Origin of the sequence: Streptococcus sp. 29896, from assembly GCF_032594915.1 — a bacterium.
In the GTDB taxonomy this organism is placed as follows: Bacteria; Bacillota; Bacilli; order Lactobacillales; family Streptococcaceae; genus Streptococcus; species Streptococcus suivaginalis.
Map to the genome: position 1 here is coordinate 121,012 of NZ_CP118733.1, position 17,249 is coordinate 138,260.

Consider the following 17,249-nt stretch of genomic DNA (forward strand, 5'->3'; position numbering starts at 1 on the left):
GAAAGAAGTTTGAATAAGGAAAGAAAAAATGATTAGGAAAATAAGTAAAAGGGCGCGGCAATTTGTGATGGCAATTGTCCTACTCATTTCTCAAATGGGTATGTTGCTATCATCGACGCCTTATGCAGCTGCGGAGATACCTTTGACGACGTCGGATCCGACAATCAAGGTAACGCAAAATGGCTGTGCACTTAAAATTGAAAAAACAGAAGAAATCAAGTGGGAGTTGCCGAGGCAACCAATCGACCTAGTTATCTTGCAAGATACGAGTGGATCTTTTGCAAATACGATTGGAAGCGTTCAGACAGCCCTTCGTGAGTTAACAACTCCGGTCGCTTTGACGGATTACGATGAGAAAAATCCTCGTCTGGTATTTACAGGCGATGAGAAAACAACAGACCGTGTCATGGTTGCGACCTTCCAAGGAATTGACCAGGTTCGCTACTATAACCCAACAGCGGCATCGGATCACGGTAGTTTGAATAGCGTTTCCCAACCGGGTGCGGCAGGTACTGTGTATACTTATGGCAACTCAGGCTTGTTGACAAGTAACAGTCAAGTTCAAGATTTTATCAATAGCTTTTCTGTCGGAGGTGGTACTCCTACAGTTCCCGCTATTGACGATACCATTGCTCGGTATAATGCAAGTAAAAATACTGGCGGTGGAATGGCTAACAACCGTAAGACGGTCTTCCTATTGGTGACAGATGGAGTAGCCAATGGTTACCGTTCAGAAGATGGTGGTCCAGTTTACTTTGATGCCAGTCTCAGACGCCGCCAGGCCTTTGCAGCGGTTCATAACATCAATAACCTAGAAGTTACAAACGATTATTTGAATCGTTCGCAAGAAGTGATGGAAGCTGGCGATCGCATTAAAGAAGCGATCGGATCTAACGGAACAGTGGTTGTAGGCTTCTGGGAAGATGTTGCAAACTTTGAAAAGACAAGCCAGTATGCAGATGGTTACCTTGGAGACTTTACAAGATATGGTTTTAACACCAACGGTGACAACCGTTCAGTCCAAACAGTCTTCCATACAGCTTTGGAAAGCGTTGCTTCTCCAGCTAAAGAGGTGAATGGCGAGTCGGTATCCTTCTATGTTAATGAGCAAAGCAATGCAAATGCCTTTGCACAAAAAATTCTTAAAGCTGTAACAGCAGCCATGGTGAAAGAAAATGTAGAAGGAACTTTCCAAATTACAGAAGGGTACAAAGTTGACTCTGTTACAATCAATGACAAAACGGTTGTTGAGAACGTAACGGATGAAGCAACCCAGGTACAAGGAAAAGTAACTCAAAACGGCACAACGGTGACGATTTCCGTTCCGGAAAGTGTCTTCAACCCTGGAAACAACAAGTTTGATTATTTGTTGTCTCGTACAGAAGATGTTGAAAATATAGCAGAAGAAGATGAAGAAGAGCCTTCTGACGACTATGCTCCGCAACAAGTTGAACGTCAAGTTGGACAATTGACGGGTACATTTAAGGTTGGTGACTATGAGTCTGCTGAGATTGGATCAAAAGAGCCAACTACAGTAACAGTTACTGATTTGAAATACTGTTATCCAAACGTATCAAAAGATGTAAAAGATACCGATGCATCGAATGACCTTGGAACAGTTGATGACCCCATCATCGCGAAGAAAAAATCCTATGCTGCAAACTTAACAACTGACAATGAGACGTTTACTTATAAGATTCTTTACCGCATGAATAATGCGCCACTTGAATTTGATAAGAATGCTATGTTGGTTGACCGTTTGGATTACCGCATTGCCTATAAAAATGCATATGTAACAGATGAAAATGGCAAGCGATTGGATGGTTTTGTGGTTAAAACAACAGTTGTAGATGATCCAACAACTGGAGAAGACCAGACAGTTGTATATGCGACAATTCCTGAAAATCCTGGTGTTAATACCGAGACGATCAAGGAAGGTCAATATGGTAACCACAAGTTCAAACGCTATTATCTAGTAGTTGAGGCACAATTGAAGGATGAATATTCATTTGACAACAACCCAGATGAATACAAGAAGATTCTTCAAGAAAATAATGGTCTTGGTCTGATGAACCAGGCGACAATCCTTTGGAATGGCTCTGAAGACCCAGTGGATCCAAATGCAAAAACACGTCGTTCTAACACCGTTTATGTCCTTCCGCCAGTTAAGACAGACATCAAAAAAGATGTTCAATCTGTAGAAGGGACAACCGGGGCCTATGTGGAAGGGCAAGAGCAGCTTTACCTCAGCGAACGGACGCAGGAATACTTCTATAATGTAGAATCGGTTTGGCCAGGCCTTGCAGATAGCTATATTCTTTCTGATACTTTGGTGCCAGAATTGGAATTTGTAACAGCTTATGGTAAGGGCGGAGCTAAGATTACAGTTAATGGAAATGATGTAGCTGCACTGACAAATAAGTTAGTCGTTACTGGAAACACTGTTAAACTGGAATTGACAAAAGCCGACTTCACAGGTCGTGCAATTGCACGACAAATTGCCGCTGCCAACAAAGGAAATGATGGCCCGGCGATTATCAAGTTAACGATTAAAGCTAAAATCAAAGATGGAGCCGATTTGTCGAAATACGCTGTGGGCGGACAGATTAAGGTTCCAAACAAGGCTCAGGTTGAATTGAATGGCAAGCCACAAGAATCAAATGAAGTCTATGTGACGCCAGATGAGCCTGCTCCAAGCAAGAAGATTAATTCTACCTTGGATGTCTTGAATACAACGAAGAGTGACGAAGCATTTGAATTTAACATTCAAACCAAACTTCCAAGCGATATCCAGAAGTATCAGTCTTACAAAATCTCAGATAAACTGGATAATCGTCTTGAGTTGACGAACCAGCCCGCTCCTTATATTAAAGGTGACGCTGCCCAATACTTTAATGTGACATACGATGAAGCAAGTCATACTGTTATTGCGACAGCGAAAACAGCAAGTCTGGCTTCTATGACGGGCGGAGAAACGGTTGAGTTGGTCATTCCAGCTAAGATTAAAGATGGCACAGCGATTGAAAAGATTCCAAACACTGCGACCATCTTCTATCAAACGCCATCAAGTGGTGGTGAAAAAGAAACTCCACCGACACCACCAGTTCATGTAACCCCACCTCCAACGATTGATAAAAAAGTTAATAATGAGAATCATTACGACCTCGTTGAAGCTAAAGAAGCATTTACATACACCATCGAGACACAAGTTCCAGACGGGGCAACTAGCTTTGTAATTAGCGATAAACTGGTGGATGTTCTTGAATTTGATGGTGAAAAAGGTGGCGTAACTGTTCAAATCAATGGAACAGATGTCACTGCTGCTACAACCATTACTGCAGAGAATAAAACACTTGAAGTGGCATTGTCTACGGATCAATTGAAGAAGAACGTTGGCCAGAAAGTTCTTGTAACCTTTAATGCAAAAGTAATTGAGGGTTCTGATTTATCTAACTATATTGAGGAAGGCGTTGCAAAAGTTCCAAACACTGCAAGCTACATCATTAATACAGATCCTAAGACTAAAAAAGAAACAAAACCTGTTACAGTAACTCCTCCAGGAGAAACATCTGAGCCGCAGAAGACAGTTAATGATCAACAGTCAGCTCAATTGTCAAACCTTGAGGAAGTATTCACCTACAAAGTAACTGCTCAAGTTCCAACAAATACGGCTGGATTTACCAAGTTTGAACTCAGAGATGATTTGGAAGACATCTTGACTGTTACTGAAACCAGTGCAACAGTTGGTGATGCCACATTGGATCAGAAAGTTACAGTTACAAGTCCAGAAGAAGCAAATGCTGCAAATGGAAATGTAACAGCTAGTCTTTCGTCTAATGACATTGCGAAATTCGCAGGCAAGACTGTTACATTGACAATCAAAGCACGTCTTAAAGATGGTGTGACTGCTGAAGAGTTAGCAAAATATGTCACTGCAGACAATGTAGCTGGCTCCATTCCGAACCGTGCGACATTGACAGTTGGAGACAAACCTAACCAAACCAAAGAATCTGAGAACGTTCCAGTAACTCCACCAAGTGAAAATCCATCGATTACTAAGAAAATCAATGGCAACCTTGAGCATTTAGATACTGAAACAGCGACAGATTATTCTTACAATATTAAAGTCAAAGTGCCAGCTGACATCACTAGCTACAAGAAATTTGTCATTCGTGATGAATTGAATGCTGATTTAGCGATTCAAGGCACACCAGTTATTTCAGGACCAGCAGCTCAATACTTCGATGTCAAAGTCGAAGGGCAGTTGGTAACAGCTACAATGAAAAACTTCGCTGCAGCACAAGAATTGGCCGGCAAAGAAGTTGAGTTGGTGATTGTCTCTCAAATCCGCAAGGGAGTGACAACACAAAATATCCCTAACACTGCAGAGGTTATCTATCAGAATAGAAGCCATGTAGAAGGCACACCAGATGGTAAAAATGATACTCCACCAGTAACTGTAACACCTCCTGGTGAAGACCCAACGGTTGAGAAGAAGATCAACAGCGACTTGACAGAAGCAGTTGTTCTTCCAGAGTCTAACTACACCTATAACATTACTTCAACCCTCCCAGTTGACATCACTAGCTACAAGGCTTATGCGATTGTCGATGAATTGGATGAGAACCTCTCCATCCAAGGCACACCAGTTGTGACGGGAGATGCGGCGAAATTCTTCGAAGTGACCGTCACAGGCAATACTGTGAAAGCCACTATGAAGGACTTCAAGCAGGCCAAAGACTTGGCAGGCAAGCAGGTTGAATTGGTCATCACAGCTCAAGTCAAAGCAACGAGCACCGCTGCGAAGATTGACAACACTGCTAAAGTGACCTACCAAAACAAGAACCATGTGGATGGTGAGCCAGATAGCGAAACCCCACCAACACCGCCAGTCACTGTGACAACACCTCCTGTAACGAAGAAGATCAATGAAAGCCTTGATCACTTAGATACAGCGACACAAACCAACTACACTTACAACATCAAGACAGTTCTTCCAACTGATATTGCGACTTACAAGCGCTTCGTGATTACGGATAGCTTGGAGAGCGAATTGGCTGTCCAAGGCATCCCAACCATGACTGGAGATGCGGCTAAGTTCTTCGATGTGAAGGTAGATGGTCAAGTGGTGACGGCAACGATCACAGACTTCGAAGCAGCTAAAGCGATGGCAGGCAAAGAAGTTGAATTGGTGATTGTTTCTCAAATCCGCGAAGGGGTAACCCGTCAAGCGATTCCGAACCAAACCACCATCAGCTACACCAACAAGGCTAAGGCAGATGGTACTCCAGGTGATGTGACGACCACTCCACCAACTCCACCAGTAACTGTAACACCTCCTGGTGAGACACCAACGGTTGAGAAGAAAATCAACAGCGACTTGACAGAAGCAGTTGTTCTTCCAGAGTCTAACTACACCTATAACATTACTTCAACCCTCCCAGTTGACATCACTAGCTACAAGGCTTATGCGATTGTCGATGAATTGGATGAGAACCTCTCCATCCAAGGCACACCAGTTGTGACGGGAGATGCGGCGAAATTCTTCGATGTGACCGTCACAGGCAATACTGTGAAAGCCACTATGAAGGACTTCAAGCAGGCCAAAGACTTGGCAGGCAAGCAGGTTGAATTGGTCATCACAGCTCAAGTCAAAGCAACGAGCACCGCTGCGAAGATTGACAACACCGCTAAAGTGACCTACCAAAACAAAAACCATGTGGATGGTGAGCCAGATAGCGAAACCCCACCAACACCGCCAGTCACTGTGACAACACCTCCTGTAACGAAGAAGATCAATGAAAGCCTTGATCACTTAGATACAGCGACACAAACCAACTACACTTACAACATCAAGACAGTTCTTCCAACTGATATTGCGACTTACAAGCGCTTCGTGATTACGGATAGCTTGGAGAGCGAATTGGCTGTCCAAGGCATCCCAACCATGACTGGAGATGCGGCTAAGTTCTTCGATGTGAAGGTAGAAGGTCAAGTGGTGACGGCAACGATCACAGACTTCGAAGCAGCTAAAGCGATGGCAGGCAAAGAAGTTGAATTGGTGATTGTTTCTCAAATCCGCGAAGGGGTAACCCGTCAAGCGATTCCGAACCAAACCACCATCAGCTACACCAACAAGGCTAAGGCAGATGGTACTCCAGGTGATGTGACGACCACTCCACCAACTCCACCAGTAACCGTAACACCTCCTGGTGAGACACCAACGGTTGAGAAGAAAATCAACAGCGACTTGACAGAAGCAGTTGTTCTTCCAGAGTCTAACTACACCTATAACATTACTTCAACCCTCCCAGTTGACATCACTAGCTACAAGGCTTATGCGATTGTCGATGAATTGGATGAGAACCTCTCCATCCAAGGCACACCAGTTGTGACGGGAGATGCGGCGAAATTCTTCGAAGTGACCGTCACAGGCAATACTGTGAAAGCCACTATGAAGGACTTCAAGCAGGCCAAAGACTTGGCAGGCAAGCAGGTTGAATTGGTCATCACAGCTCAAGTCAAAGCAACGAGCACCGCTGCGAAGATTGACAACACTGCTAAAGTGACCTACCAAAACAAGAACCATGTGGATGGTGAGCCAGATAGCGAAACCCCACCAACACCGCCAGTCACTGTGACAACACCTCCTGTAACGAAGAAGATCAATGAAAGCCTTGATCACTTAGATACAGCGACACAAACCAACTACACTTACAACATCAAGACAGTTCTTCCAACTGATATTGCGACTTACAAGCGCTTCGTGATTACGGATAGCTTGGAGAGCGAATTGGCTGTCCAAGGCATCCCAACCATGACTGGAGATGCGGCTAAGTTCTTCGATGTGAAGGTAGAAGGTCAAGTGGTGACGGCAACGATCACAGACTTCGAAGCAGCTAAAGCGATGGCAGGCAAAGAAGTTGAATTGGTGATTGTTTCTCAAATCCGCGAAGGGGTAACCCGTCAAGCGATTCCGAACCAAACCACCATCAGCTACACCAACAAGGCTAAGGCAGATGGTACTCCAGGTGATGTGACGACCACTCCACCAACTCCACCAGTAACCGTAACACCTCCTGGTGAGACACCAACGGTTGAGAAGAAAATCAACAGCGACTTGACAGAAGCAGTTGTTCTTCCAGAGTCTAACTACACCTATAACATTACTTCAACCCTCCCAGTTGACATCACTAGCTACAAGGCTTATGCGATTGTCGATGAATTGGATGAGAACCTCTCCATCCAAGGCACACCAGTTGTGACGGGAGATGCGGCGAAATTCTTCGAAGTGACCGTCACAGGCAATACTGTGAAAGCCACTATGAAGGACTTCAAGCAGGCCAAAGACTTGGCAGGCAAGCAGGTTGAATTGGTCATCACAGCTCAAGTCAAAGCAACGAGCACCGCTGCGAAGATTGACAACACTGCTAAAGTGACCTACCAAAACAAGAACCATGTGGATGGTGAGCCAGATAGCGAAACCCCACCAACACCGCCAGTCACTGTGACAACACCTCCTGTAACGAAGAAGATCAATGAAAGCCTTGATCACTTAGATACAGCGACACAAACCAACTACACTTACAACATCAAGACAGTTCTTCCAACTGATATTGCGACTTACAAGCGCTTCGTGATTACGGATAGCTTGGAGAGCGAATTGGCTGTCCAAGGCATCCCAACCATGACTGGAGATGCGGCTAAGTTCTTCGATGTGAAGGTAGATGGTCAAGTGGTGACGGCAACGATCACAGACTTCGAAGCAGCTAAAGCGATGGCCGGCAAAGAAGTTGAATTGGTGATTGTTTCTCAAATCCGCGAAGGGGTAACCCGTCAAGCGATTCCGAACCAAACCACCATCAGCTACACCAACAAGGCTAAGGCCGATGGCACTCCAGGTGATGTGACGACCACTCCACCAACTCCACCAGTAACTGTAACACCTCCTGGTGAGACACCAACGGTTGAGAAGAAGATCAACAGCGACTTGACAGAAGCAGTTGTTCTTCCAGAGTCTAACTACACCTATAACATTACTTCAACCCTCCCAGTTGACATCACTAGCTACAAGGCTTATGCGATTGTCGATGAATTGGATGAGAACCTCTCCATCCAAGGCACACCAGTTGTGACGGGAGATGCGGCGAAATTCTTCGATGTGACCGTCACAGGCAATACTGTGAAAGCCACTATGAAGGACTTCAAGCAGGCCAAAGACTTGGCAGGCAAGCAGGTTGAATTGGTCATCACAGCTCAAGTCAAAGCAACGAGCACCGCTGCGAAGATTGACAACACTGCTAAAGTGACCTACCAAAACAAGAACCATGTGGATGGTGAGCCAGATAGCGAAACCCCACCAACACCGCCAGTCACTGTGACAACACCTCCTGTAACGAAGAAGATCAATGAAAGCCTTGATCACTTAGATACAGCGACACAAACCAACTACACTTACAACATCAAGACAGTTCTTCCAACTGATATTGCGACTTACAAGCGCTTCGTGATTACGGATAGCTTGGAGAGCGAATTGGCTGTCCAAGGCATCCCAACCCTGACTGGAGATGCGGCTAAGTTCTTCGATGTGAAGGTAGAAGGTCAAGTGGTGACGGCAACGATCACAGACTTCGAAGCAGCTAAAGCGATGGCCGGCAAAGAAGTTGAATTGGTGATTGTTTCTCAAATCCGCGAAGGGGTAACCCGTCAAGCGATTCCGAACCAAACCACCATCAGCTACACCAACAAGGCTAAGGCCGATGGCACTCCAGGTGATGTGACGACCACTCCACCAACTCCACCAGTAACTGTAACACCTCCTGGTGAGACACCAACGGTTGAGAAGAAGATCAACAGCGACTTGACAGAAGCAGTTGTTCTTCCAGAGTCTAACTACACCTATAACATTACTTCAACCCTCCCAGTTGACATCACTAGCTACAAGGCTTATGCGATTGTCGATGAATTGGATGAGAACCTCTCCATCCAAGGCACACCAGTTGTGACGGGAGATGCGGCGAAATTCTTCGATGTGACCGTCACAGGCAATACTGTGAAAGCCACTATGAAGGACTTCAAGCAGGCCAAAGACTTGGCAGGCAAGCAGGTTGAATTGGTCATCACAGCTCAAGTCAAAGCAACGAGCACCGCTGCGAAGATTGACAACACTGCTAAAGTGACCTACCAAAACAAGAACCATGTGGATGGTGAGCCAGATAGCGAAACCCCACCAACACCGCCAGTCACTGTGACAACACCTCCTGTAACGAAGAAGATCAATGAAAGCCTTGATCACTTAGATACAGCGACACAAACCAACTACACTTACAACATCAAGACAGTTCTTCCAACTGATATTGCGACTTACAAGCGCTTCGTGATTACGGATAGCTTGGAGAGCGAATTGGCTGTCCAAGGCATCCCAACCCTGACTGGAGATGCGGCTAAGTTCTTCGATGTGAAGGTAGAAGGTCAAGTGGTGACGGCAACGATCACAGACTTCGAAGCAGCTAAAGCGATGGCCGGCAAAGAAGTTGAATTGGTGATTGTTTCTCAAATCCGCGAAGGGGTAACCCGTCAAGCGATTCCGAACCAAACCACCATCAGCTACACCAACAAGGCTAAGGCAGATGGTACTCCAGGTGATGTGACGACCACTCCACCAACTCCACCAGTAACCGTAACACCTCCTGGTGAGACACCAACGGTTGAGAAGAAAATCAACAGCGACTTGGATCATTTGGATATCGAAACAGAGAAAGATTATAACTACAATATCACGACAATCTTGCCGGTTGATATTGCAAGTTACAAGCGCTATGTTCTAACAGATACACTTGATCAAGACCTAGCTATTCAAGGTACACCAGTCATTACGGGTGAAGCAGCGAAATTCTTTGATGTGACAGTAGATGGACAAACTGTTACTGCGACTATGAAGGACTTCAAGCAAGCTAAAGAATGGGCAGGCAAGCAGGTTGAATTGGTGATTACAGCACAAGTTCGTGAAGGAATTACACGTCCAAATATCCCGAATACCGCAAAAGTAGAATTCACTAATAAATCTGATCAAACTGGTGAAAAAGAAACCAAGCCAGTAACTGTAACGCCACCAACACCAAATACTCCACCGATTGAGAAGAAGGTAAATGGTTCGGCAAGTGTAGAATTGGCAAGCCGTCAAGAAGTATTTACATATACAATTGATACGGTTGTTCCGACAGGGGCATTTGCCTTTGAAGTAAACGATACACTTGAAGATGTATTGGCATTTGAAGGAGAAGTGACAGCGACCTTGGCAGGCAAGGCACTCTCTGCAAATCAAATCACAGTAGCTGGTCAAACAGTGACCGTGAAATTGACCAAAGAACAAGTTCGCCAGCAAGCTGGTGCACCACTTCAAGTTGTCTTCTTTGCTAAAGTCAAAGATGGTGCTGATTTGACACCATATATGACGGATGGACAAACTAGCGTGCCAAATACGGCAAGCTACATCATCAACAATAACCCATCAACGAAGAAAGATTCAAATACTGTTCCAGTTTATCCTCCTACACCAAATGATCCAGGCGTAGATAAGAAAATCAATCGTGATTTGACCCATCTTGATGTAGAAGTCAACAAATCTTATATGTATAATGTCACTGCAGATCTTCCTCAAGACATTGCAACATATAAAGAATTTGTTGTGACGGATATCGTAGAACCGGTTCTTGCAATCAACGGAGAAGTTGTTGCATATGTTGATGGTTACGCGACAGATGCTGTGAAAGTGACTGTTGAAGGCAACCGTGTGGTTGCATCAGTTGTTGACTTTACGAGATTAGCAGGCTTTAAGCAAATCCAATTGTATATCCCTGCTTACATCAAGTCAGATGCTGATTTGACAGCTTACATGAAGGATAATGCTGCAAGCATTCCAAACACAGCTTCTCTTGACTTCACAGACAGCAATGGTGTGAAGAAACGCAAGGAAACTACCCCAGTAACCGTTACTCCTCCAACACCTGATACGCCACCAACACCACCGGTGAACCCACCACAACCAGGAACACCTGTGAAAACAGTTAGTCGTGTAGATGGTTTGGAACAAACTGACTACTTGGCTCTCCTACTTGCAACAGAAAACTTCCGCTTCGATATCAAATCAGTTGTTCCAATGGATGAAGCTGATGATAAGCGTTTGAATTTGACAAGTCTTACTATCACAGACCAGATGGACAACCTCTTCACAGTGTCTCCTGACAAGGTAGCTGTGAAGGTGACAAATGCACCAACTGCAAATGCAAACTATATTGATGAGGATGTAGAGAAAGCACAGGCTGCACTTGATGTTGAGGTTGCAAAACTTGAGGAAATTAAACAGTCTGCTCAAACGGACGCAAGTGCCGCAGCCTTGACTGAAGCACAAAATCTTCTCGCAACACTTGAAGCTGAATGGATAGCTGCAGAAGCGAAGTTAGCAGAATTAACTGCTGCAAACACTGCAACAACAAGTTCTACACCAGCTTCAACCACTGAAGAATCGACAGAAGCTCCTGTTGAAACTCCGGCAGTTGACTACGCTTCAGAAATTGCAGCACAGGAAGCTCTCATGGCGGAACTCCAAGTTAAGTTGGATGAAGCTAAGACTCAGGTACAGACTGCACAAGCTGCACTGTCAACTGCAAAAACAGCAGCTGAAGTGAAGGTTGAAGTAGAGAACCAAGAGAAAGTAGTAGCAGAGAAGCAAACTGTTCTTGATGAAGCGAAAAAACGTCAAGCTATGGTTCAAGAACGCATTGCACAATTGGCAAATGTCAATGAAAAAGGTGAGTTGACAGCTCAAGCGATTGTTGCATTGGGAGGAAGCATCAAAGTTGAAGGACAATTGGTGACAGTTGATTTCACTGATGAATACACAATGGAAGCCCTGAAAGGTTACACTGTCAATGTGATCATTTACTCAAGCATCTCTGATGTGAATGCATTGACGAAAGATCACTTCACAACAGGTATTGATAATACGGCAACCGTACAATTCAATCATGATCCAAGTGAGCAATTGACGAAGAAAACTAACAAGGTAACGGTTGTACCTCCTAAGAATGATACACCGCCACCACCTCCAACAACACCTGAAAAACCAAAAGGAGAATTGCCAACTCCACCAACTCCACCAACCCCACCAACACCGCCTACAACACCGCCATCTACATCAACACCGCCTAAACCAGGAACAAATCTTCCTAAAACAGGCTCAGATGCAAATGGTCTGTATGCCCTTGTTGGCTTGATGCTTGGAGCACTTACGCTTGCGTTTCAAAAGCGAAAGCAGTAAGATAGACTCCAGGAACAAGAAAAGGCATCAGTAAGATGCTTTGACAAAGATAACTCGGGTTCCAGTTCATTATGAAAAGAGCCCGAGTTGTTTTTGGTTTTTACAGACTCAGATGAGGTGTAAAATAGAATAGAATTTCGGAGAGAGATATGAAAAAAAGAGAACTAGTGGCAGCTTTGGCAATTGTCATTCTCCTAGTAGGTGGCATCATCTACCTAGTGACAACCAGTAGCTTGACACAGGATGTCACTACGACAGAAGTAGCGACAAGCACCAGTCAACCAACAGAGGAGGAATTGGCAAGTCTAACCAAGAGCATGCAAGCCATTTCTTTCCTAGATGAGAATGATCAGGAAACAAGCGTGAAAGAGGTTACGACAAAACCAGCCATTGTTGTATTTTGGGCAAGTTGGTGTCCAGATTGTCAAGCTCAGTTGCCGATTCTTGCAAAATTGTATAAAAAATATAGTGAGGATATTGACTTCATCTTCCTAAATGTTGTGGATCAAACCAGGGAGACTAAAGAAAGTGGTCAAAAATATTTGGCGGCTAACTATGAGTTTACCTATTACCAAGACAAAGATTTGGTGGCAGCAGATAGTTTGAAAGTAACCAATATTCCAACGATGTTCGTATTAAATGGTCAGCAGGAAGTCGTTCAAGTCTTCCGTAGCAATCAAACAGAGGAAGTTCTATCAAAAGCCTTGGAATCTGTTAAATAGACTGAAGAATGCGATTTATATGAAGGGAAATACCAAGCCCAATAGAAAGCACCTACGGGTGCTTTTTTTGATTCATTTGACAATGCAGTCCCTTAAAATTTGTTGAAATAGATGGGGCAGGGGTTGTAAAAACTTGCTATTTTTCATAAATAGTTATATAATGAGAATGTTGAAAAGGAACTTGTAGGCTTACAAGTTAAAATTTTCACAAAAGGATTAAAAGGCTTGCCTTTTAAAATATAGAACTCGATTTTCATAAGGAGGAAATCATTCATGGTAGTTAAAGTTGGTATTAACGGTTTCGGACGTATCGGTCGTCTTGCTTTCCGTCGTATCCAAAACGTAGAAGGTGTTGAAGTTACTCGTATCAACGACCTTACAGATCCAGTAATGCTTGCACACTTGTTGAAATATGACACAACTCAAGGTCGTTTCGACGGTACTGTTGAAGTTAAAGACGGTGGTTTCGAAGTTAACGGTAAATTCGTTAAAGTTTCTGCTGAGCGCGAGCCAGGAAACATCGACTGGGCTACTGATGGCGTAGATATCGTTTTGGAAGCTACAGGTTTCTTTGCTTCTAAATCAGCTGCTGAGCAACACATCCACGCTAACGGTGCTAAAAAAGTTGTTATCACTGCTCCTGGTGGTAACGATGTTAAGACTGTTGTTTTCAACACTAACCACGACATCCTTGATGGTACTGAAACAGTTATCTCAGGTGCTTCATGTACTACAAACTGTTTGGCACCAATGGCTAAAGCTCTTCACGATGCATTTGGCGTTCAAAAAGGTTTGATGACTACAATCCACGGTTACACTGGTGACCAAATGGTTCTTGACGGACCACACCGTGGTGGTGACCTTCGTCGTGCACGTGCTGCTGCTGCAAACATCGTTCCAAACTCAACTGGTGCAGCTAAAGCTATCGGCTTGGTAATCCCAGAATTGAACGGTAAACTTGACGGTGCTGCACAACGTGTTCCAGTTCCAACAGGTTCTGTAACTGAATTGGTTGCAACTCTTGACAAGAAAGTAACTGCTGAAGAAGTAAACGCTGCTATGAAAGCTGCTGCTACTGAATCATTTGGTTACACTGAAGATCAAATCGTTTCTTCAGATATCGTAGGTATCTCATTTGGTTCATTGTTCGATGCTACTCAAACTAAAGTTATCGACGTTGATGGCGAGCAATTGGTGAAAGTTGTTTCATGGTACGACAACGAAATGTCTTACACTGCACAACTTGTTCGTACTCTTGAGTACTTCGCAAAAATCGCTAAATAATCCTTAGTGAAAATCAAAGAGGCTTCGGCCTCTTTTTTTGTGTCATTCGTTCTTTTAGCAGATTTGTGAAAAAAATATCTTTATACAAGAAAAAATACAGAAAATATGGTACAATGGTAGGGTAAATTTAAATTAAGGAGTTCTTATCTAATGGCAAAATTGACTGTTAAAGATGTAGAATTGAAAGGCAAAAAAGTTCTTGTCCGTGTGGACTTCAACGTGCCTTTGAAAGATGGCGTTATCACTAACGATAACCGTATTACAGCAGCTCTTCCAACAATCAAGTATATTCTTGAGCAAGGTGGACGTGCAATCCTCTTCTCACACCTTGGACGTGTAAAAGAAGAAGCAGATAAAGAAGGTAAATCATTGGCTCCTGTGGCAGCTGACTTAGCAGCTAAATTGGGTCAAGACGTTGCTTTCATCGCTGGCGCTACTCGTGGTGCTGAATTGGAAGCAGCTATCAATGCTTTGGAAGATGGACAAGTTCTCCTTGTTGAAAACACTCGTTTCGAAGATGTTGATGGTAAGAAAGAATCTAAAAACGACGAAGAACTTGGTAAATATTGGGCTTCACTTGGTGACGGTATCTTCGTTAACGATGCATTTGGTACTGCACACCGTGCACACGCATCAAACGTTGGTATCTCAGCAAACGTAGAAAAAGCAGTAGCTGGTTTCCTTTTGGAAAACGAAATTGCTTACATCCAAGAAGCTGTTGAAACTCCAGAGCGCCCATTCGTGGCAATCCTTGGTGGTTCAAAAGTATCTGATAAGATCGGTGTTATCGAGAATCTTCTTGAAAAAGCTGACAAAGTTCTTATCGGTGGTGGTATGACTTACACATTCTACAAAGCTCAAGGTATCGAAATCGGTAACTCACTTGTAGAAGAAGACAAGCTTGATGTAGCAAAAGCACTTCTTGAAAAAGCTAACGGTAAATTGATCTTGCCAGTTGACTCAAAAGAAGCTAACGCATTTGCTGGATACACTGAAGTTCGCGACACTGAAGGTGAAGCAGTTTCAGAAGGCTTCCTTGGTCTTGACATCGGTCCTAAGTCAATCGCTAAGTTTGACGAAGCTTTGACTGGTGCAAAAACAGTTGTTTGGAACGGTCCTATGGGTGTATTTGAAAACCCAGACTTCCAAGCTGGTACAATCGGTGTAATGGATGCTATCGTGAAACAACCAGGCGTGAAATCAATCATCGGTGGTGGTGACTCAGCAGCAGCAGCTATCAACCTTGGCCGTGCAGACAAGTTCTCATGGATCTCAACAGGTGGTGGTGCATCTATGGAACTTCTTGAGGGCAAAGTGCTTCCAGGACTTGCAGCACTTACTGAAAAGTAAAAAATTGCGATGAAAAGAGTTGGGCAACCAGCTCTTTTCTGGTGCATCGCGTAGAGTTTCTACGAAGCTAAGCGGATTAGAAAGTCTAGCAAGGTGTAGCATTGACTGAAAAATAGGCGCTGAGTCAGTTCAACATATCTGGGAGATATGTTGAGGTTAGAAATAGAAGAAGCGAAGCTTCTGTCAAAAATGATTCTGTAGCTTGTCACTTTGTTTTTATTGGGTGACAACTTCAAATAGTTCACTGGACTATTTGAACCCCACAAGGCTGAATAGGTTGGTCACAAGCGTAGCAAAGTGACCTGCTATTCAGCTACTGCCTATGAAAGATGAACAACGAAAAGAGTTGGGAGACCAGCTCTTTTCTAGTTTAAAGGCTAGAATAAGACGTTTTTAAAGCGTCTTTTTTTGTTTATTCAGTTTCGGACCTTTTGCAGTTGGTTGGCTTGAAACTTCTTTAGAGTAGCCAATTGTTTGCTTTTTGGGAAAACTGGCGTAAGCAGGAGGAATTTCCAATCGAGTTTTGGAGAAATGAAAAGCTGGGCAAGTATTTGCTATTCTATTTTCTGAAATCATGTTAGAATAGAAGCATGTTTAAGAAATATCGTTTTAATCCGAAGGAATTTAAATTGGGCATGCGGACAATCAAGTCTGGTCTTGCTGTATTTTTGGTGATTCTCTTATTTGGGCTGCTGGGCTGGCAAGGCATTCAGATTGCAGCCTTAACAGCGGTTTTCAGTTTGAGAGAGGATTTTGATCAGAGTGTTCATTTTGGGACATCACGGATTTTGGGTAATTCTATCGGTGGTTTTTACGCTCTGCTTTTCTTCATTGTCGATGCCTGCTTCAGGAATCACTTCTTGGTCACGCTGCTTGTGGTACCGCTCTGTGTCATGTTGACCATCATGACCAATGTTGCCATGAACAATAAGGCAGGCATTATCGGTGGAGTATCGGCCTTGTTGATCATCACCTTATCCATTCCGTCTGGCAATGCCATTGAATATGTGTTTATTCGTGTTTTTGAAACGTTTGTAGGGGTTTTTATTGCGATTTTGGTTAATTATGACCTCAATTTATTAAAAAAACGTTTTCAAACAAAGTGATGTCAGATTTTCTGACATATTCAGTTGACGGTCTCCCTAAATTCCCCTATAATGGAAGGCAGAAAGGAGCTTTTTGTGAGAGAAAAGGAATTTCGTAGATCTTTAGCAATTTTTCCGATTGGAAGTGTCATGAAATTGACGGACCTGACAGCTCGACAGATTCGCTATTATGAAGAGCAAGGCTTGATTCAGCCTGATCGCAACGAAGGCAATCGTCGTCTCTATTCCTTAAATGACATGGACCTCTTGTTGGAAATCAAGGATTTCTTGGATGAGGGATTAAATATCGCGGCCATCAAGAAGGAATATGCTAGTCGTCAGGTCAAGGTCCAAAAGCAAGAGAAGACCTTGACAGATGAAGATGTACGCCGTATTCTGCACGATGAGCTTCGCAACCAAGGACGTTTTTCAAGTCCCAGTAGCATTTTTCGTTCATCCTAACTCAGTTATCTATTTAAAAGGAGACTC

The 17,249-nt window shown here is 43.8% G+C and carries 6 protein-coding genes; all 6 read left to right on the forward strand.

Going from position 1 to position 17,249, the window contains the following annotated elements; genetic code table 11:
- The first annotated feature begins 28 nt into the window (after window positions 1–28).
- Entirely contained in the window at window positions 29–12,319 is a 12,291-nt protein-coding gene (locus PXH68_RS00750) for an isopeptide-forming domain-containing fimbrial protein (RefSeq protein WP_316715724.1), read from the forward strand.
- A 149-nt stretch (window positions 12,320–12,468) separates the two neighbouring features.
- Window positions 12,469–13,041 carry a TlpA family protein disulfide reductase gene (locus tag PXH68_RS00755; protein ID WP_248028916.1) on the forward strand — a complete coding sequence of 191 codons (573 nt, stop codon included), beginning with the start codon at window positions 12,469–12,471 and terminating at the stop codon, window positions 13,039–13,041.
- Between the two features lie 273 nt (window positions 13,042–13,314).
- Window positions 13,315–14,325: a type I glyceraldehyde-3-phosphate dehydrogenase gene (gene gap / locus PXH68_RS00760; protein ID WP_158456058.1), complete on the forward strand. Its 1,011-nt coding sequence runs from the start codon at window positions 13,315–13,317 to the stop codon at window positions 14,323–14,325.
- Between the two features lie 150 nt (window positions 14,326–14,475).
- Window positions 14,476–15,675 carry a phosphoglycerate kinase gene (locus PXH68_RS00765; RefSeq protein WP_014637337.1) on the forward strand — a complete coding sequence of 400 codons (1,200 nt, stop codon included), beginning with the start codon at window positions 14,476–14,478 and terminating at the stop codon, window positions 15,673–15,675.
- A gap of 590 nt (window positions 15,676–16,265) precedes the next feature.
- A complete protein-coding gene (locus tag PXH68_RS00770) occupies window positions 16,266–16,781 on the forward strand; it encodes an FUSC family protein (RefSeq protein WP_248028915.1) in 516 nt (171 codons plus the stop codon).
- A 75-nt stretch (window positions 16,782–16,856) separates the two neighbouring features.
- Window positions 16,857–17,222 carry a MerR family transcriptional regulator gene (locus tag PXH68_RS00775; protein ID WP_205031128.1) on the forward strand — a complete coding sequence of 122 codons (366 nt, stop codon included), beginning with the start codon at window positions 16,857–16,859 and terminating at the stop codon, window positions 17,220–17,222.
- Window positions 17,223–17,249 lie beyond the last annotated feature (27 nt).